The organism is Bradyrhizobium erythrophlei, assembly GCF_900142985.1.
Taxonomy (GTDB): Bacteria; Pseudomonadota; Alphaproteobacteria; order Rhizobiales; family Xanthobacteraceae; genus Bradyrhizobium; species Bradyrhizobium erythrophlei_B.
Genome location: NZ_LT670849.1, coordinates 5,676,653 through 5,695,609, shown reverse-complemented (window position 1 = coordinate 5,695,609; position 18,957 = coordinate 5,676,653). Strand labels below are relative to the sequence as shown.

At 62.2% G+C, this 18,957-nt stretch carries 15 protein-coding genes; 6 read left to right on the top strand and 9 right to left on the bottom strand.

What is annotated here, in order from left to right; genetic code table 11:
- Positions 1-8: 8 nt before the first annotated feature.
- A complete protein-coding gene (locus tag BUA38_RS27130) occupies positions 9-1,001 on the bottom strand; it encodes an ABC transporter substrate-binding protein (protein ID WP_072822783.1) in 993 nt (330 codons plus the stop codon).
- Positions 1,002-1,173: 172 nt separating this feature from the next.
- Between BUA38_RS27130 and BUA38_RS27125 the strand changes: the two genes are divergently transcribed.
- Entirely contained in the window at positions 1,174-1,623 is a 450-nt protein-coding gene (locus tag BUA38_RS27125) for a RidA family protein (protein ID WP_083587788.1), read from the top strand.
- Between the two features lie 6 nt (positions 1,624-1,629).
- On the opposite strand, the gene BUA38_RS27120 is transcribed toward BUA38_RS27125, so the two are convergent.
- From BUA38_RS27120 to BUA38_RS27100, 5 genes are read right to left on the bottom strand one after another with little or no spacing between them, the layout of a single operon-like run.
- Entirely contained in the window at positions 1,630-2,220 is a 591-nt protein-coding gene (locus BUA38_RS27120; RefSeq protein ID WP_244553062.1) for an NAD(P)H-dependent oxidoreductase, read from the bottom strand.
- A complete protein-coding gene (locus tag BUA38_RS27115; protein ID WP_072822781.1) occupies positions 2,217-3,572 on the bottom strand; it encodes an FAD-binding oxidoreductase in 1,356 nt (451 codons plus the stop codon). The genes BUA38_RS27120 and BUA38_RS27115 overlap by 4 nt, the downstream gene beginning before the upstream one ends.
- Positions 3,573-3,585: 13 nt before the next feature.
- Positions 3,586-4,383 (bottom strand): cysteine hydrolase family protein, encoded by a 798-nt coding sequence (locus BUA38_RS27110; RefSeq protein WP_083587787.1) that lies wholly within the window; start codon positions 4,381-4,383, stop codon positions 3,586-3,588.
- A gap of 3 nt (positions 4,384-4,386) precedes the next feature.
- Positions 4,387-4,806 carry a cupin domain-containing protein gene (locus BUA38_RS27105; RefSeq protein ID WP_072822779.1) on the bottom strand — a complete coding sequence of 140 codons (420 nt, stop codon included), beginning with the start codon at positions 4,804-4,806 and terminating at the stop codon, positions 4,387-4,389.
- A 28-nt stretch (positions 4,807-4,834) separates the two neighbouring features.
- Complete coding sequence (locus BUA38_RS27100; RefSeq protein ID WP_072822777.1) at positions 4,835-5,650, bottom strand: creatininase family protein; 816 nt, start codon at positions 5,648-5,650, stop codon at positions 4,835-4,837.
- Between the two features lie 323 nt (positions 5,651-5,973).
- On the opposite strand from BUA38_RS27100, the gene BUA38_RS27095 reads away from it, so the two are divergent.
- The 3 genes from BUA38_RS27095 to BUA38_RS27085 all read left to right on the top strand — a co-directional run bounded on the left by BUA38_RS27095 (position 5,974) and on the right by BUA38_RS27085 (position 10,784).
- A complete protein-coding gene (locus tag BUA38_RS27095; RefSeq protein WP_072822775.1) occupies positions 5,974-6,876 on the top strand; it encodes a LysR family transcriptional regulator in 903 nt (300 codons plus the stop codon).
- 156 nt (positions 6,877-7,032) lie between these two features.
- Positions 7,033-9,117 (top strand): hydantoinase/oxoprolinase family protein, encoded by a 2,085-nt coding sequence (locus BUA38_RS27090; RefSeq protein WP_072822773.1) that lies wholly within the window; start codon positions 7,033-7,035, stop codon positions 9,115-9,117.
- A 2-nt stretch (positions 9,118-9,119) separates the two neighbouring features.
- Positions 9,120-10,784 (top strand): hydantoinase B/oxoprolinase family protein, encoded by a 1,665-nt coding sequence (locus tag BUA38_RS27085; protein ID WP_072822771.1) that lies wholly within the window; start codon positions 9,120-9,122, stop codon positions 10,782-10,784.
- 29 nt (positions 10,785-10,813) lie between these two features.
- Here the strand turns inward: BUA38_RS27085 and BUA38_RS27080 are convergent, their stop codons facing one another.
- From BUA38_RS27080 to BUA38_RS27070, 3 genes are read right to left on the bottom strand one after another with little or no spacing between them, the layout of a single operon-like run.
- Positions 10,814-12,055: an ABC transporter substrate-binding protein gene (locus BUA38_RS27080; RefSeq protein WP_072822769.1), complete on the bottom strand. Its 1,242-nt coding sequence runs from the start codon at positions 12,053-12,055 to the stop codon at positions 10,814-10,816.
- Positions 12,056-12,095: 40 nt separating this feature from the next.
- Positions 12,096-13,733, bottom strand: coding sequence for a hydantoinase B/oxoprolinase family protein (locus BUA38_RS27075; protein WP_197685878.1), 1,638 nt, complete (start codon positions 13,731-13,733; stop codon positions 12,096-12,098).
- The gene (locus BUA38_RS27070) at positions 13,730-15,802 is read right to left on the bottom strand and encodes a hydantoinase/oxoprolinase family protein (protein WP_072822767.1); all 2,073 of its coding nucleotides are present in this window, start codon (positions 15,800-15,802) and stop codon (positions 13,730-13,732) included. Before BUA38_RS27070 ends, BUA38_RS27075 begins: the two co-directional genes overlap by 4 nt.
- Positions 15,803-16,110: 308 nt before the next feature.
- On the opposite strand from BUA38_RS27070, the gene BUA38_RS27065 reads away from it, so the two are divergent.
- Together BUA38_RS27065 and BUA38_RS27055 are read left to right on the top strand one after the other, a co-directional pair.
- On the top strand, positions 16,111-16,998 hold the full coding sequence (locus BUA38_RS27065) for a DMT family transporter (RefSeq protein ID WP_244553061.1): 888 nt from the start codon (positions 16,111-16,113) through the stop codon (positions 16,996-16,998).
- 862 nt (positions 16,999-17,860) lie between these two features.
- Positions 17,861-18,952 carry a hypothetical protein gene (locus tag BUA38_RS27055; protein ID WP_156898746.1) on the top strand — a complete coding sequence of 364 codons (1,092 nt, stop codon included), beginning with the start codon at positions 17,861-17,863 and terminating at the stop codon, positions 18,950-18,952.
- The last annotated feature ends 5 nt before the right edge of the window (positions 18,953-18,957 follow it).

Genomic DNA, 18,957 nt, shown 5'->3' with positions numbered 1-18,957 from the left:
GCCCGCCCTCAATTCAGAATTTTCAGGTCCTTGACGAAACGATCATCGAAAGCCTTGTGCCAATCGACCTTGGGGTCGAGCAGGCCGCCTGCAACCATGAAATCGTAGATCTGCTTGTAGCGGTCGGCGGTGATGATGCCAACGCCGAGCGTGGCGGCGTCACCGCGGTCGATCGCCTTCATCTCCTTCATTTTCACCAGCGCGTAGTCGATCTGTCCATCCGTCATCTTGGAATTATCGGCCTTGATCAGCGCGTTGCCCGGTGCGGGATTCTTCATGTAGTCGCGCCAGCCTTCGAGCGAGGCCTTGACGAACCGCGCGATCACATCGGGCTTTTCGGCGATCATCTTCTCGGTGGTGACGATGGTCGAACCATAGGGCGGATAGCCGCCATCGGCGAACAGGAAGAATTTCACCTTCTCGTTCTGCTGCTCCGCCTGATACGGCTCGGAGGACGGATAGGCCTGCTGCGCCATGGTCTTGTCGGCGAAGAACGGCTGCAGGTTGAAGGTGTAGGGGCGGATCTGGTCGTCGGTGTAGCCGTATTTGGTGCGCAGCCACGGCCAGAACGTCGCACGCGACGATCCCGCAATCAGGATCGGCCGGCCCTTGAGCGCGGCGAGATCCGCCACATCGTCATGGGCCATGATCCCCTGCAAGTCGAATTGGAACGAGGACGCCACCGTCACCAGCGGTTGATTCTGCTCGCGGCCCTTGAGCACCTGGATGTCGTAGCCCATGATGAAATCGGCATCGCCGGCCAGCAGGAGCTGCGCGCCATTGATCTGCGGGCCGCCCATCTTGATGGTCACATCGAGGCCGGCCTTTTCGTAGAGCCCGCTTGCTTTCGCCTGGTAGAAGCCGCCGTGCTCGGCCTGGGCGAACCAGCTGGTCAGGAATGTGACCTTGTCGGCGGCCGCCGCCGGTGAAAGCGACCCGGTCAGCACGGCTACTCCGATCAACGCGGTCGCGGCCAAGCGGGTGAAATTTTTCATCGCCATAGGGGTTGATCCTCGTGTCGAGCGGTGCCGAACTGCGCCGAGGATGCCCAAGCGGACTGTCGCCTGAAAGCATTTTTATTCGAGCGATCCGTTGCTTTATCGGCAACGCCAAATTTATAGGCAACCGCCACTGGCCGCGAAGCGTTCCGCGGCAGCACTGTCAAATTTTCCAATGACGCTGCCGTTGCAGCCGTCCTACCATCGGCGCGATTTCACCCACCAGGAGCCGTTCAACTTGCGAGCCCTCGCCCCGCCTTCGATCCGGCCGCCCTTTGCCCGATATAGCCACGGCATCGCCGTCCCGGCCGGATACAGGCTGGTCCTCACCTCAGGGCAACTCGGCATCGGTTCCGACGAGCAGATTCCCGCCGACTGCGAAGCGCAGGCCGAGCTTTGCTTTGCCAATATCGCAGCGATCCTCGCCGAGGATGGGATGACGCTGGCCAATATCGTGCGATTGAATGCCTATGTGACAGGCCGCGAGCACATGCAGGGTTATATGCGCGTGCGCGACCGGCAATTTCCGGGAACGCCACCGGCCTCGACACTGATGATCGTCTCCGGATTCACCCGACCCGAATTCGTGGTTGAAATCGAGGCCATCGCCGCGACCCCGGCATGAGGCTGGTTAGAACCGGCTCATTTCCCGTCGCACCTTTGCAAGGAAACGACCCCGTCGCTCCGCCGTCGCGACGTTCATGTGATACAGCGCATAATATCGCACCCGCGCCCGGCCCCCGGTGAACCACGGGAGATAACGCTTTATGATCTTGCGCGGCGGATCGGCCATGCCGATCGCCTGCCAGCGCGGCCGCCCATAGGTCGCGATGCCCGTGATGCGTTCGATATGTTTCAGCATCGGCCTGGCGTGGCGGGGATCGGAGAGATCAAGCGCAATGCCGGGGCCGAACATGCGGTCGAACCAGCCTTTGAGCATCGCCGGCGGCCCGAATGACCACGTCGGAAACTGCACGACCAGCGCATTGGCAGCCATCAGCCGATCGACATAGGCCTGATTGTTGAGGCGATTGCGCTCGGGGTCGTGATAGTCCCGGCGGCGCTCTGCCGAAAGCACCGGATCGAAATTCTCGGCATAGAGATCGAGCAGATCAACCGCATGACCGGCCTCTGCAAGGCCGGCCAGCGCTTCTTTTCGGATAGATGCGTGAAAACTGTCGTCGAGTGGATGGCAATAGACGTAAAGCACGCGCATCATCATGCTCGCGCGCTCACAAAACTCCGCATCTTGCCGGGATTGAGCAGGCCGAACGGATCGACCTCCTGCTTGAACCCGAGTTGGTCGGCATCGGCGCGCTTGTAACGGCTACCGTCCTCGACCGTGTAGACATGCGGGTTGGCAATATAGACCCCGCGTTGCTCGTGCAGCGAAATGATCTCGTTGAGGCGGTGGGCATCGCGGAAGCGCACCACCGGCAGGCCGCTACAGGTGACGCGGCCACCGAAGCGGATGAACTCCAGATGTTGCAGCACCTCATCCGGAAACAGCTCGCGCATTTCGGCGACCTTCTCGAGCAGCCGGTCATGCGGGTAAAGGCATTGCAGGTAGGTGACGGAGCGGTCGGACTTCAGCACCTGTAGCGTCGTGTGGTTCCAGGTGTATTCGTAAAGCGGGACCTGTCCCGGACTGTCATCGGTCGGCGTTTCCAGCGTGATCGTGCCGCGGTTGCCCAGCAGCGCCTTGAAACTTTCCAGCGACGGTTCCGCGATCATGGCGATCAGGATGCTCTTGCCGTCAGGACAATGAGGCTTGAGTGCGCCGAAATAGGATGGCAGCGGCCAGGTGACCGGCGCGAGCAGCTTCTTGACGATGCCGTCGGCCAGCGCCGCCTCGTAGCCGAACGCGGCAGCGTCCATGAAATCGTCGAACGCCACCACGACGTCGATCCATTTCCAGCTGGGCGCGAGCGGCATCTCCAGTGCCGTGATGATGCCGGTTGTTCCATAAGCGCGATTGATCTTCTGCGCGGCGTCCCGCCGCAGCTCGATGACGCGCGGCTTCTCCTCGACGGTGACAACACGCGCGGCCAGGATGTTGCCATGTTCGCGCAAGCCGCCATAGGTGACCGACCCGATGCCGCCGGACCCGCCGGCGACGAAGCCACCGATGGTGGCGGTACGCTTGGTGGATGGGTGCATCCGCAGCTCAAAGCCTTGGGCTTGCGTCTCGGCGTCGATCGCGTTCATTTTTGCGCCAGCACCAACGCGGAGCACACCCGGTTTGATCCATTCGATATCGGTCAAAGCCGATATGTCGAGCAAAACTCCACCATTGAGCGGCACGGCCTGGCCGTAATTGCCGGTGCCCCCTGCCCGCACCGTGATCGGTACGCGATGGCGCGCGCAGGCCGCAGCGACCCGGATGACGTCGCTCTCGTCGCGCGGCGCCACGATCAGATCGGCCGATTTGCCGTCGAGCAGCTCGTTCAGGATCGGACTGTACCAGAAAAAATCGCGCGAACGCCGGCGCACGACCTTCGGATCGGTGACGACGGGGATATCACCGAGCTCGGCGACCAGCCTGTCGAGCTTGTTGAGGGAGAGATCGTTCACCTGAAATCACCGCCTACGAAAGTTGTGAGGTAACCGCCTCGGATCGGACGACAAAGCCGAAGCATTGCCGGACATTATAGAGGGTGGCCGACATGCAGTAGTCCGGCGACGTCGTGGCCACGCAATCCTCGAGAAGCAGACAGTCGTAGCCGCGAAAATTCGCATCCTGCAGCGTACAGAGCACGCATTGATCCGCATTCACGCCGGCGAACAGCACCGTGGTGACGGCAAGGTTGCGCAGGATGCTGTCGAGCTCGGTATCCTGGAAGCCGGACATCCGGTACTTCGCCACGTGAATGTCCGACGGACCGGGCGCCAGCTCTTCCACAATTGCAGCCGACCAACTGCCGCGTTCGAGGACCTTCGCTCCCGAGCCCGGCAGGGCATCGCCGAGACCGACGCCGGCGCCGCTGGGCTTGTAGACATGCAGCAGAGCCGGGCTGAGATTGAGTCGGTCCGGACGGTTTCCCCAATTGAGCCAGATCACGGGCACGCCTTGCCCACGCAGCGCCGGCAGTAAACGTTGCAAGGGTACGATCGGCTTTCGCGCCGGCGTCACGTCGACGCCGATATGCGAAAGCCAGCCTTCGGGATGGCAGAAGTCGTTCTGCATGTCGATGATGACGATGGCCGTGCGTGACAGATCGAGCGTGACCTCCTTGCCATCCGTCTGCACCGTGAGTGGCCGCGGCTCGATGGGCGGGCGCACCAGATCGGCCGTGCGTTCCGAGACCATCCAGCGGTTGCGCTCGCTTGAGCCAAGCGGCCACAAGCGCTCATCGCCCTGCTTTCGGCCCGGCCGGTCATCCATCGGCTAGATCCCCCCAAGGATGCGGAGGTCCTCCGCATCGAGTTCGACCGGATCGCCGCTTCGGATCAATTCCGAGAACCCCTCGTTCGGCGTCATGACCGTCAGCGTATAGAGCTTGCCCGCGCCGGTATTCTCGATCACATGCTCCGATCCCGGATGCAGGAGCAGCGAGTCGCCCTTGCGGACCGGCACGGTCTTGCCGTCGCACCGCGCCACCCCCTCGCCGTGCAGCACGTGAAAGAACTCATGGGCGGCTGCATGCTCATTCGGCGGCGTGGCGCCGCCGGGCCTGAAAATCTCGACGACAAAAATGTTCTTGATCGCATCGGTCGCCTGATCGAACAGCATCACGAAATAGTTCGTGTCCTTTGGCGAAATCCGGAACGCCTTGGCCTGCTCGAGCTGAGCTACGCTGAATGCCATGTGCCGTCTCCTTCGATCTCCGTCCTTGTCACGATTTGTCGAACGCCGTGCGCGTCGCAAGCCGCGACAAGGGATAGTTGCTGATTTCCTCGATGAGGCGGACAAGGCCGATCGCCGCGCGTTCGACCAATTCCTCGCCGAGCTTCGCGGTGGCGGCGGCGGCGTTACCCGAGACGCCCGCGGGATGGAAATCCTGCGCCTGCCACCCAAAATACGCCGCACCCCGGCCCAGCAATTCCGCTTCACGCTCGATCGCAACCGTCACCGGCGTAAAATCCTCGGCACGTTCCATGTTCACGAGTTCCGGATATAGATGCAGCATCATGCTGGTCTCGATCTGCCCGCCATGGATACCGTGCTTGATCTCGGCCGCATCGAACAGATCGCCGATGTCGATCAGTTGCGGCCACATCGCACTCGCCGCGAACATGCCGAGCTTGACCCGCAAGTCGCGGCAAACGATTTCCGCGAGTTGCGGTTGCCCGCCATGGGAATTGAAGAACAGGATCTTGCGCAGGCCCGCGCGATGCACACTGGCGCCGAGTTCGTACCAGACCCGACCGAGCGTCTCGTGCGACAACGTCAGGGTGCCGGGAAAAGCCAGGTGTTCGTCGGATTTACCGACCGCCGTCATCGGGAGCACAATCGCCCCGAGTTGGTCCGGCATCAGCGCGACCGCACGCGCGACAATCCCCTCGTTGATCGTGGCATCGACGCCAACCGGCAGATGCGGCCCATGCTGTTCGACGGCGCCGACGGGGAGCACCGCCACAGTTCGCTCGGGATCGAGCCTCGCGAAATCGACCGTCGTCAGATCGCGCCACCAGCGGGATTTGGAAACCATGCGTGAACCGAACGTTTTGCGATGCCTGCGAACTGCCAGGGACAGATCGATTTTTGCATTCGTTCGCCATCGCTTGAAAGCGCCTAAATTCGGCAGACCTGTTGCCTTTTAGGCAACGTGACGCCATCCTCCCTGGCAAGTCCTCCTGAGCCTAGTGAAGCGAATTTGACATTCGCCCCCCACCTGGCCGCGGGCGCGTCAAGCGAATGTCAAATCCTAAGCTTCACTAGAATCCGATATTTGCTAGTGGTCCTTTGATTCAAACATTCGCAAAAGGTCGCCACTGAAACGGGATGCGAATGTTTGAATCGGACCACTAGATCATGCTGCACAGCCGATTATTGAGTTATGTCGACGAGGTTGCCCGCACCGGATCGATCCGAAAGGCCGCCAACCACCTCAATGTCGCGGCGTCTGCGATCAGCCGCCAGATCCTGTCGCTGGAGACGCAACTGGGAACGCCGATTTTTCAGCGGCTGCCCAAGAAGCTGATCCTGACCGCGGCCGGCGAAGTATTGATCGGCCACATCCGACAGACATTGAAGGAGCTCACGCGCGCGCAGGCCAAGATCGAGGAGTTGAAGGGATTAAGGCGAGGCGAAATCACCGTCGCGATGATGAGCGGCCTGGCCTCGAACCTCGTCCCGGGCACGGTGAAGGAATTCCGCGTCGCCAATCCGCGGGTCAAGCTGAACCTGACGCTGTTCAATACCGGCGCCGAAATCCAGTCCGCCGTGGCCAATGGAGAGGCCGATCTCGGAATCGGCTTCGATTTTGCCAAGGACGGCAATCTGACGGTGCTGGCGCGCGCGGTCGGACGGCTGGGCGCGGTGATGGCGCCGAACCATCCATTGGCCAAACGCAGCAACATCCGGCTTGGCGATTGCATCGACTATCCCCTCGTGATTGCCGACGGCAGCAGTGCAATCAGGCCCTATCTCGATGCCGCCTTCACCCGCGCCGCGATCGATCTGCAACCGGTCATCGAAACCAACGCCATCGAGATCATGCGGCATGCCGCCATTCTGGATAATGGCATTACGTTTCTGACGCCGTTCGATATCGAATTCGAGCGGCGCGCAGGACGGCTGGTCTACGTCCCCGTTCGAGAACTCGGCCGCGATGCACAGGCGCTGATGTTGATCGGCCACGAACGTGGCTCGAGCGCGATCGCGAGCCTGCTTGCCGAGATGCTCAAGGCGATGATGCGGGAAGCTGTGGGGTGAAGTCCGAAAGCGAGCCGATTTATGCCTTCACGGCCACCCGGCAAAAATGGCTGAGTGCACTACCGCTGACGCAGATGCTGGCACACAAATTGCTGTATATTCGGCCGACCGTTCACCAGCCAAAACTTTCATCAGCCAGACCTTGGAGATTGCGTAATGCTTGACGGAGCCGAAGTGCGGCTTGCCGTCGATATCGGGGGTACGTTCACGGATATCGTGCTGGACGTCGGTCGGGATCGGAAGACGCGCAAGGTATTGACGACCCCGGTTCATCCCGAACAGGCAGTGCTGGACGGGATGCGCCTTATTTTGGCCGACGCCCGCGCTCACGCCCGTGACATCGACGTCTTCATCCACGGCACCACGCTTGCGACCAATGCTGTCATCGAGCGCCGGGGTGCGAAGACGGCATTGATCGCCACGGAAGGTTTTCGCGACGTCCTCGATATCGGCACCGAGAGCCGTTACGATCAATATGATCTCACCATCGACAAGCCGAAGCCCCTCGTGCCGCGCGCTCTCCGCTTCACGGTGCCTGAGCGCATTGACGCCCACGGTGGCGTGCGGCTGCCGCTCGACGAGGCTGCAGTGCGGGCGCTGGCGCCGAAATTGCGCGCACAGAATGTGACGAGCGTCGCGATCGCCTTCCTCCATGCCTATGCCAACGCCGCCCACGAACGGCGCGCCGCCGAGATCCTTAAGGCGGAGATGCAGGACGTCCGCGTTACGCTGTCATCGGCGGTGTGCCCCGAAATTCGCGAATATGAACGCACGTCGACGGCGGTCGCCAACGCCTATGTTCAGCCCTTGATCGACGGGTATCTCGGCCGAATGGCGGAAGCGCTGCGAGCCGAGCAGTTCCGCGGCTCGATCTATCTCGTGACCTCGGGCGGCGGCGTCACGTCGATCGACACCGCGCGGCGCTATCCGGTCCGTCTGCTCGAGTCGGGCCCTGCGGGCGGCGCCATCTTCGCCAGCCAGATTGCCGCCAGCCTTGGCGAGAGCAAGGTGCTGTCCTTTGACATGGGGGGCACCACCGCCAAAATCTGCCTGATCGAGAAATACCAGCCGGAAAGTTCGCGCGTGTTCGAAGTCGATCGCGCCGCCCGCTTTCTGAAGGGATCGGGTTTGCCGGTGCGCATTCCCGTCATCGAAATGGTCGAGATCGGCGCCGGTGGCGGCTCCATCGCGCGGGTCGATGCCATGAAGCGCGTCACGGTTGGACCGGAGAGCGCGTCGTCGGAACCGGGTCCGGCTTGCTATGGCCGCGGCGGAGAGCACCCTGCCGTAACCGACGCCGATGTCGCGCTTGGCAAGATCGATCCCGATGGATTTGCAGGCGGCACGATCAAGCTCAGCGCCGAGCTGTCGCGACAGGCGCTGTTGCGCGATATCGGCGAACCTCTGGGACTGTCGGCCGAGACGGCGGCCTATGCCGTGCAAGAGATCGTCTGCGAGAACATGGCGAGCGCCGCCCGCGTTCATGCGGTCGAGCGCGGGGCCGTCGTGGCACAACATACGCTGATCGCGTTTGGCGGCGCTGCACCCCTGCATGCCGCGCGGGTCGCCGAGCGGATCGGCGCTTCACGCGTGATCGTGCCGTCCAACGCCGGCGTCGGCTCGGCGGTCGGATTTCTCGCAGCGCCCATCGCCTACGAACTGGTGCGCAGTCATCATGCCCGTCTCGACAAATTTGACAGCGAGGCTGTCTCCGACCTGCTGAATGAGATCGCAAGCGAGGCCCGGGCGCTCGTGGAACCCGGCGCTGGCGGTGCGCCCCTGCGCGAGCGGCGCGCGGCCTTCATGCGCTACGTCGGACAGGGCCACGAGATTACGGTCGAACTGCCAAACCGGCGGCTGAACACAACGGACGTCGAAGGCCTGCGCAAGGCTTTCGAGAAAGATTATTCGGCGCTGTTCGAGCGGCCGATTCCAGGCGCGGCCATCGAGGTTCTGAGCTGGTCGGTGCTTGCGACCACCGAACCACGCAAGCCCGCGCGAGTTGCGGAGGTCACACGAACGCCGGCCGGCAAGGCCACAGGCCACCGCAAGTTTTTCGATGGGCGCGCCAACACCGTCGTTGACGTTCCGCTCTATCGCCGCGAACAATTGGCACCCGGCGCAACGGTCATGGGTCCCGCCGTGATCGCGGAAGACGAAACCTCGACGTTTGTCGCAGGAAGCTTCGAGGCCCATATCGATGGCGCCGGCAGCATCGTGATGGAACGAAAGGCAGGCTGACCATGAGCGGAGCAAACAGCACCAACCTCATCGATCTTCAGATCATGTGGAACCGGCTGATCGCCGTGGTCGAGGAGCAGGCGCAGGTGCTGCTGCGTACGGCCTTCAGCCCGATCGTGCGCGAATGCGGCGACCTCTCGGCCGGCGTATTCGATTCGAAAGGACGAATGCTGGCGCAAGCGGTGACCGGCACGCCCGGCCACGTCAATTCCATGGCGGAGTCGGTCAAGCATTTCATCACGCACTTCCCGCTCCATACGATGAAACCCGGCGATGCCTACATCACCAACGATCCGTGGATGGGGACCGGCCACCTCAACGATTTCGTCGTCACCACGCCCTGTTTCAAGGACGGCAAACTGGTCGCCCTCTTCTCCTGCACCAGTCACCTCATGGACATTGGCGGCATCGGTTTTGGGCCGGACGCCACCGACGTCTTCATGGAAGGGCTCTACATCCCGATGCTGAAGCTGATCGATCAGGGCGTCGTCAACGAAACCCTGATGTCGATGATCCGCACCAACACCCGGTTGCCGATCGATACCGAAGGCGACACCTATTCGCTCGCCGGCTGCAACGATGTCGGCTGCCAGCGTCTGGTCGAGATGATGGAGGAATTCCACATCGACGAACTCGATCACCTCGCCGACCACATCTGCGACCGGTCACGCGAAGCAGCACTGGCGGAAATCGCCAAACTGCCGAAGGGCACCTGGCGCAACAGCATGGTGGTCGATGGCTATGACGAGCCGGTTACGCTTTCGGCGACATTGACGATTTCGGACACGGGCATTCACGTCGATTTTGCCGGAACCTCGGCCGCATCGAGATTCGGCATCAACGTGCCGCTGTCGTACACCACCGCCTACACCGTCTTCGGCCTCGGCTGCGTGGTCGCTTCGCAGATTCCGAACAATGCGGGGTCGCTTGCGCCTTTGACCGTCGCGGCCCCCTCAGGCTGCATTCTCAATGCGCCGAAGCCGGCGCCGGTGGCCTCGCGCCACATCATCGGCCAGATGCTGCCCGACGTGGTGTTCGGCTGCCTGCGCCAGATCATTCCGGAGCGGGTGCCGGCCGAAGGCACCTCCTGCCTATGGAATCTGATTGTGCGGGGCGAGACGCGCAGCGGCGCCGGCGGCAACTACGGATTTTCCATGGCAGTGACCAGTAACGGCGGCACCGGCGCGCGCTTCGCCAAGGACGGACTGTCCGCCACCGCTTATCCCAGCGGGGTGCGCGGCACGCCGGTCGAGATCGCAGAGACGCAGACCCCGCTGATCTTCTGGCGCAAGGAGTTGCGTCCGGATTCCGGCGGGGCCGGCCGCACCCGCGGCGGCCTCGGCCAGATCATCGAGGTCGGCAGCGGCATTGGCACGCCATTTGACATCCTGGCGGCGTTCGATCGCATCGATCATCCGCCGCGCGGACGTGACGGCGGCCGTAACGGCGAAGCCGGTTACGTCGGACTCAAATCCGGACAAAAATTGCGAGGCAAGGGTTTTCAGACCGTGCCGCCGGACGACCGGCTGGTGGTGATGACGCCCGGCGGCGCCGGCATCGGCGATCCCAAGGAACGCGCCGAGGCAAGCGTGCGTGACGACGTGGAAAGCGATCTCGTTTCCAGCGAGAAAGCGGCCGGGGTTTACGGCTTCTCTCGCCAAGCATAGCGAGCGGCCGTCTCGCCTTCGTCAGGACTTCACTTCATCGGCCAGATCGCCTCGGCAATCGCGGCCTGTTGCGGCGAGATGGTGAGGAACTTGCCGCCGACATATTGCAGCAGGACCGGATCGGCGTCGTTGTTCTGGCCTGACTCGTCGAACTTGATCTGTTTCCAGGGCATGATGGTCCGCTCTCCCGAAATATCGGTCGCGGCGAGTGCGTCTCGGATCTTCGCGCCATCGGTCGACTTGGCGCGGTTGATCGCATCCGCGAGCACCAATAGCGCCATGAATTCCCGCGACGTGAGGTCATTGAGATCCTTGCCGGACTTTTCCTTGTACATCGCGTTGATTTTGCCGACCATCGGCCGCTTGGTCGCAAGATCGAGCGAGAACGTGCTGCGCGAGATCGCGCCCTCGACCTTGTCGCCGACCGCGTCGTAGAACGCCTTGTCGGAAAAGCCTGCATCTTGCGCCACGATCGCATTCGCCTTGTAACCAAGCTCGGCCATGGTCTTGATCAGGAGAATGCTGTCGGTGGTGTAGCTCGACGGCATCAGCACATCGGCATTGGCGGCCTTGAGTTGCTGCACCTCGGCCGAGAGCGAGGAGGTGTTGGCGCGGTACTTGATATCGGCCACGACCTTGTAGCCGCGTTCGGCCGCAAGCTTGGACTGCGCATTGGCGGAATCGGAACCAAAGATCGTGTCCTCGTGGAAAAGAGACAGCGTCTCGATCTTGACGCCCTTCTTCCTCATCGCGTCGAAAAAGTCGAACATCGCCGCCGAATACATCTCGTCATGCGGCGCCGGGCGGAAGAAGTATTTCAGACCGCGCCGGTGCAGGCTTGGCGAGGAATTCTCCGCGGAAACAAACGGGATCTGGTAGCGCTCGCAGATCTGGCTGACGGTGACCGCGACCGCGCTTTGATAGGTGCCGACGACGGCGCAAACGCTTTCCTGGGTGATCAGCCGTTCGGCCTCGGCGCGGCCCTTCTGCGGATCGGACTGGTGGTCGGCAAAGATCAGCTTGATCTTCGCGCCGCCCAATTCCGGCAGGCCTGCGCCCTTCGCCAGCGGCAGATCGAAATCATAGTTGTTATTGATGATCTCGGCCGCGGTCTCGAACGCCCTCTGCGCGTCGACGCCGATCTGCGCGGAGTTGCCCGATAGTGGATAGGTGAAGCCGATTTTTACATCAGCTGCGCTTTGCGCGAATGCGGGCAAACTGCCGGCGGCAAGCGCTGCGGTGCTGCCCAATAGAAGCGTTCTACGATCCATGATGTCTCACCTCTCCCCTCAGAAGCGTTTTGAACATGCGTCATTCCATCGAGTAGCGTTGCTCGCGATCTCGCCGCCGCAACGATTCCGGCCGTTCGCCGGGCGGGCCCAGGCCACCGCCACCGGACGTGACGAGCCGGACCACATCGCCCTTTCGCAGCTGCATATTGGAAATCTTCGAGTGCAGGGCCTGCGCCTTGCCGTCGCGTACCAGTTCGAGCTGGCCCGGAGCGCCAGGTTCGCCGCCATCTAACCCGAACGGGCGAAAACGGAAGCGATCCATCTGCGCCGTGAAAGTCGCCGCCTCGCTGTCGATGCGCCAGGCCCTGCGCAGGCCGAGCCCGCCGCGATGGCGTCCATCGCCAGCCGTTCCCGGCGCGAGACCGTATTCGACCATGGTGATCGGCAGATCGGTTTCGATCATCTCGATCGGGATCGATGCATTGTTATGCATGCCGAACGAGTGCGCGCTGGCGCCGTCGCCATCGGGATGGGCGCCGCACCCGCCAACCTCGATCTCGACCAGCACCTTGCGCTCGCCGCTGGCTTCCTTGGTCTGGAAGGAACAGACGTAGCTGACGGCATAGTAAGCCGCCGGCAACCGGTTCGGGATGGCCTTTGCAAGCGCGCCGAACAGAACGTTGAGGAGGACGTGCCCGGGCGCAAGCCGGTGCGCGACCGCAGACGGATGCTGCGCCGATACGATCAGGCCTTCGGGAGCGACGATCTCGATCGGCCGGTAGCAGCCGGCGTTTGGAACGATGAAGCGGTCCGCGGCGGCGACGATGGCGAAATAGACCGTGGACGATGTCGAACCCAGCGTCGCGTTGATCGGCCCGGGCACGGCGCGGTCCGAACCGGAGAGATCGACGACCAGTCTTTCGCCCGCCACAGTGATCCGCGCATGGATGCGCACCGGCTTCGTGACGTCGATGCCGTCGTCGTCGAGAAAATCCTCGAACTCGTAACTTCCGTCAGGGATCGCGCGAATGGCGGCGCGCATGGCGGCTTCCGAGGCATCGAGCATCGCCGAGCACGAGGTGATCACCGTATCGGCGCCGTATCTCGTAGCCAATCCCTCGACCGCGCGTGCGCCCACGCCGAGCGAAGCGATCTGCGATTGCAGGTCGCCCATCACGACGCTCGGCTGACGCACATTTTGCGCGATCAGTCCCCAAAGGACCTCGTTACGCACGCCTTTGGCAAAAAGCTTCGAAGGCGGAATGCGCAATCCCTCCTGATAGATTTCGGTCGCGTTCGCCGCATAACTGCCGGGAGACATGCCGCCGACGTCGAGATGGTGACAGAGCGTTCCGACGATGGCGACCCGCTTTCCCTGCGAAAAAACGGGACGAAACGCCGCAATGTCCGGGAGGTGCTGGCCGCCGCAATAGGGATCGTTCGAGATGATCACATCCCCCTCTTCCCAGAGGTCGACCGGAATGAACCGATCAAGGATGGTCTTCAGGAAATAGCCCATCGAATTGAGGTGCTGCGGAATGCGCGCCGATTGCGCGACGTTGTTGCCATCCGCGTCGAAAATGGCGGTCGAGTAGTCGAGCATTTCGCGGACGATGGTCGAGCGGCTGGTCCGCCACATGGTGACGTCCATCTCGGCCGCCGCAGCCGTCAGCGCGTTACGCAAGACCTCAAGTTCGATCGGATCGAGCACGGTCATGCGAATGCCTCGCTGCGGGTTGCCAGAAGGTGACCATCGCGCCCGAACGCGAGCGACCAGTCGGGTGCGACGTAGACGGCCGTATAGTCTTCCTCGACGATGGCGGGCCCAAAGATCTTGCGCGAACCGTCGATCGCCTCGCGCCGCCATGTGGCGACGTTTTGCCATTGCCCGTCAACGTAGACGGGCCGGCTGCCGGCCACGGTCCCATCGCCGGGCAATCCGGTCTCGGCGGCGGAAATCTGCGGGCGCGCCATTCGGCCGATGGCGCTAAGCCGCAGCGTGACGAGTTCGACCGCATCTTCGGGATTGGCGTAGGAAAAACGCTGGGCATGCCGGGCGTGGAAACGCTGGCAGATTTCACTGATGCCTTTCTCGTCGACGGGCACTTCGCCCCAGGGCACGGTGAGCTCAAAAGCCTGGCCACGATAGCGCAGATCGGCGGACAGTTCGAAGTGACGGTTGCTCGGGGCGATGCCGTCGGCTTCGAGCTGTGCCGCGCCTTCGGCTTCCAGACTCTCGAAACACGAACGCACCCAAGAGACCGCGCTGCCGTCGAACGGCCGCACGCCCGAGCGGCCAAAGGCGTGTTCGATATCGGCCATCAGGATGCCGCGCGCGGAAAACGTGCTGGCATCGACCGGAAAGATAATGCGCCGCATGCCAAGCTCGTCAGCTACCGCACAGGCGTGAACCGATCCCGCCCCGCCGAAGCTCAACAGCGTAAAGTCGCGTGGATCGAGACCTTTCTCGAACAGGCTGACGCGAATGGCAGCTGCGAGATTGGTGTTGGTCAAACGGAGAATGCCAGCCGCGGCCGCGTCCGCCTCGAATCCGAGCGGCTCGCCCGCACGCGCAAGGATCGCACTGCGCGCCGCATCCCGATCGAGCGCCATGGCGCCGCCGAGGAAGCTCGCAGCATCGAGCCGGCCGAGCACGAGATTGGCATCGGTCACCGTCGGCTCTGTGCCGCCGCGGCCGTAACAAACGGGACCGGGACGCGCGCCTGCACTCTCGGGGCCGACCGTCATCTGTTTCGACTCGTTGACGCGTGCGATCGAGCCGCCTCCGGCGCCGATCGTGCGGATCTCGATCATCGGCAGGCGCACCGGCAAGCGATCGATTTCGCTCAAGGTGACGGCCTCGAGCCGGGTGTCGCGAACGACGGACACGTCAAAGCTGGTGCCGCCCATGTCGACGGCCACCAAGTCCGGCTCCTTGAGCTGCCGCGCCAGCTCAAGTGCCGCCATGGCGCCGCCGCTCGGGCCCGACAGCAACAGACGCGCAGGCTCAGCCGCGGCAGTGGCCGGCGTGCACACCCCGCCGTTCGACTGCACGATCAAAAGATGAGGCGCGAAGGCCTCGGCGCGCATGCGCGCCACAAGACGCTCGATGTAGGCCCGGACAACAGGCTGAAGCAGCGCATTGAGCACGGTGGTGCTGGTCCGCTCGTATTCGCGAATTTCGGGGCTGATGCTGGAGGAGAGCGAAATGTCGAGCCGCGGCAGCGCCTGATGAATGCAATCGGCGAGCCGCCGTTCGTGGTCGGGGTTGGCGTAGGCGTGAAGAAGCGCGATGGCGACGGTTTCGATATCGACCGTGGCAAGCCTTGCGATGACGGCATCGATGTCGGCCCCAGTCGGCACCCGTTCGGCGGATCCATCGAAGCGCATCCGCTCGCGAAGGCCGAAACGCCTGACGCGAGGGATCAGCGCAGGCACTGGTTGTGGATGGATCGAATAGACTTCGCGGCGATAGTGGCGGCCGATCTCGAGCACATCCTCGAAACCCGCCGTCGTCACCAACGCGCCCGCCGGGAGCTTGCGCTCGAGCACGGCGTTGGTGGCGATGGTGGTGCCATGCATGAGATAGCCGACATCCGACAACGTAAAATCGTAGCGACGGCCGGCCGCCTTGATACCTTCGAGCAATCCAATCGACGGATCTTCCGGCGTCGTCGGCAACTTGTAGGCGACGATCCGGCCATCGCGGGCGTCGAAGATTTGAAGGTCGGTGAAGGTGCCGCCGATATCGACCCCGATCCTCACGGGCTTGGTAAAAGCATCCATCAATTGGGTCCAGCTCAACTCTCAAGGCCACTTATTGACCCTAACCCGTCGCCAAGTCTCCGCAAGCACCTGCCGGACCCGCGTGGCGATCTCCTTGCAATTTTCCTGCAATTCACGTGCCGCTGGCAGGCAAAGCACCGCCCTGCGTCACTCCGGCGCGCGACGGCATTCCAGCCGGCTCGAGATTCCCCTGGGCTTCCGAGGCAGACATTCCTGAGGCGCCCGGCGTGTCTGGCAGGTGCGCGGCGGCATGGGTTGAGCCGATCCAATAACCGTGCGTATTGATCGGCCAAACAAGCAGGACCCAAGTGTCAACACGCACACCCCAGACGAAGCCAGCACTCTTCGGTATTGTGTGCGGCCTCGGTGCCGCGTTGTTTTGGGCGCTTGGCTTCGTTGCGGCCCGCTATGGCCTCAACGCCGGATTCACGCCGGCCGACCTGTTGATGCACCGCTTTCTATGGTCCGGCATCGTATTCATGCCACTCGTCGTTCACGCCGGAGTCAGGGACCGTATCGGATGGGGTCGCGCCGCGGCGCTGATGGTGCTGGGCGGCCCGGGCATGTCGATACTTACTTATACCGGTTTCCAATATGTGCCGCTGGCGCATGGCAGCGTCATCCAGCCCTCTTGCGCGACGCTCGGCGGCCTGCTGTTTGCGTCCGTCTTGCTCAAGGAGCGAATTTCGTTCTCGCGAATGTTTGGCGCGTTCGTCATCGTGGCCGGTCTTGTCGTGATCGGAGGCGAGTCGCTCGCTGGCAGCGGCTTTAGCGGCGCCCAGGGCGACCTCATCTTCGTTCTGACGGGCTTCATGTTCGCGGGCTTCGGCACCTTGCTGCGCTATTGGCGTGTCCGCGCATTCCCCGCGGCGGCCGTCGTCAGTGTGCTGTCGCTGTCACTGTTTCCGCTCTATGTCGCGTTCGATGGCCTTGGCCGGGTCATGGCGCTCGGCGTGGGCGAGAACGCGTTGCAAGCGCTGGCACAGGGTATTCTGGCAGGCCCTGCCGCGATGTATCTGTTCGCTTTCTCGGTCCAGTCACTCGGCGTGGCGCGCGCCGCGGTGTTCCCGGCCATCGTGCCAGCCCTGACCTTGCTGGCAGGTTGGCTATTGCTCGGCGAGCCGCCGACCGCACAGCAGATTGCGGGACTGTTGACCGTGTTATGCGGCTTCTATCTGGCGCAGCGCCAGCGTTAGGCCCAGCTTGAGCGCCGGAACGCCAAAGGTTTTGCAAAACAGAAGAGTTTTTCTGCAAAACGTTTGCGGCCAAATGGCAAAAAAGCTATGCAAATCAACGAAGCGGACGTGGCGGAATTGGTAGACGCAAGGGACTTAAAATCTCTGGCGATGATCTGAAAACGCTAGAAAGTTCTGGAAACACCAGCCTTTTAGACCCCGCCCCTACCCCGTCAAACCAGCGCCATTTGGAAACACTCTCGCTGGTCTGTCAGCGTGACGATGGCCGATATCAGCTTGGCCTCGCCGATGACGGGCCCAGTTTCGAAAGCCGCCGCTTTGCTGAGGCCGTAGCCGCCCGGGTGGCGGCATGATCATAACAACCCGAATGTACATCCGGTCTGACGGCATCGTGTTGGCGCCGGGCAATTGGTTGCGCCTTCCGCCTGAAGAAGACAGCCCGCACGGATCGATTGGAAAGTTCTGGGGCTGCTACAGCAATCCGAATCACGGTCGAATGTTCAGGCTCACCTATTGGCGCCCGCTCTCGCCCGACGGGCGCTCCGCGAGCAGGCCCGACTTGCTGATCTCCAAGCTCGACAAAACCGCAAACAAAGATTTCTCCGACTGGCTTGAGCGAGCTTGGGTGGTTCGCAAGCCGAGCCGGCTACTTGAGCGGCCGAAACAGAGCACAGTGATCGCGTTTCCGGGCGCAGCCGGGACCTTAGGAAATTCTTAAGTCCGCGGCTGATTACGTTCATGTCACAGCAAGCGATGCCGCCCGCGGACGGGGCCGCCATCGTTCCTGGAGCACCACAGCCCGACATCGCCGGCGCAGGCATGCGCCACAACGAGCAACGCCCCCGTCGGCAAAACGGAGGCGTTGGAATATTTCGGGCAGCGTCGAAGTATGATTGCAAACTTCAATGCCACAACACGCTTCGAAAAGCAAGCGTTGTTTGCCCGCAACGAAAAGGGCAACGCCGTGGCCACCTTCACTTCCTCATCTAACGTCGTCCGGATCCGTCGCAGGACCATCGCAGCAAAGTACAAGGCTCTCGATCGCGATCGTCGGCAACGCAAACAAGCGTTTTCGCTTTCAGCTCTTCGTCTGACCGAGTTGCAGCGGCTATATACTGCTCGGTGGGGACTTTATCTGCCCGATGATGACGCCGGCCGAGACGATCTTCTGCTTGCTTTCCATCAGATCCCGAACATCGATGCTTGCATCGAGTGGGCGGCAGCCTGGGCACCCTGGCTTCACCGTGAAGATGCCCTGGCCCTCGCCCATCAAACCGCAGCGGCAAGACAATGGCTGAAAGCTCGTGCACTTGGCGAACGCCTCGGACTAACTGACGCGGAACGTACCGCGCTAAACATCAAAACCGCCCGGCCGATTGACGTCAGCGACGAGGCGCTGCTCGAGCGGAAACGGGTAAGGGATCGCCAGCGAAAGGCGCGGAAAAGGCTGGCGCAACGTACAGCGAAAACTATGCCGGTCAGTCGGGCCGAGCCTTGGAAGGCAGAGGGCATTTCGCGACGAACTTGGTATCGAAAACGACGGGTTGAAGATGGCACAAAACCTGTCCGCGATAATTCCTTTTCTATTACTGCGGACGGAATTTGTGCCACCACGCCTCCGGCTATCGCCTCCGGCACCCCTAAGAAATCAATCAGATTGGTGAGGGTCGAGGCCGAAGGCCTCGTTGGCGGCCCCAGCCGAAAGTGGAAGACGAGATTCCCGACGGCGATGCGCCTGAACAAGGAGCAAAGAGCATATGCCAAGGAGGCCGGATTCGAACCGGACAAGATCAACCGCATTTTTGAGATGTTCCGGGACCACAATATATCCCAGCGCACATATTCGCCTGATTGGGATCAGGCCTGGGTGAATTGGGTCGACAGGGAGATCTTGATCATGGATGAGTGGTATGACCGGCAACGCCAGCAACGCTGGATAAATCAGCGGCTCTAGATGAC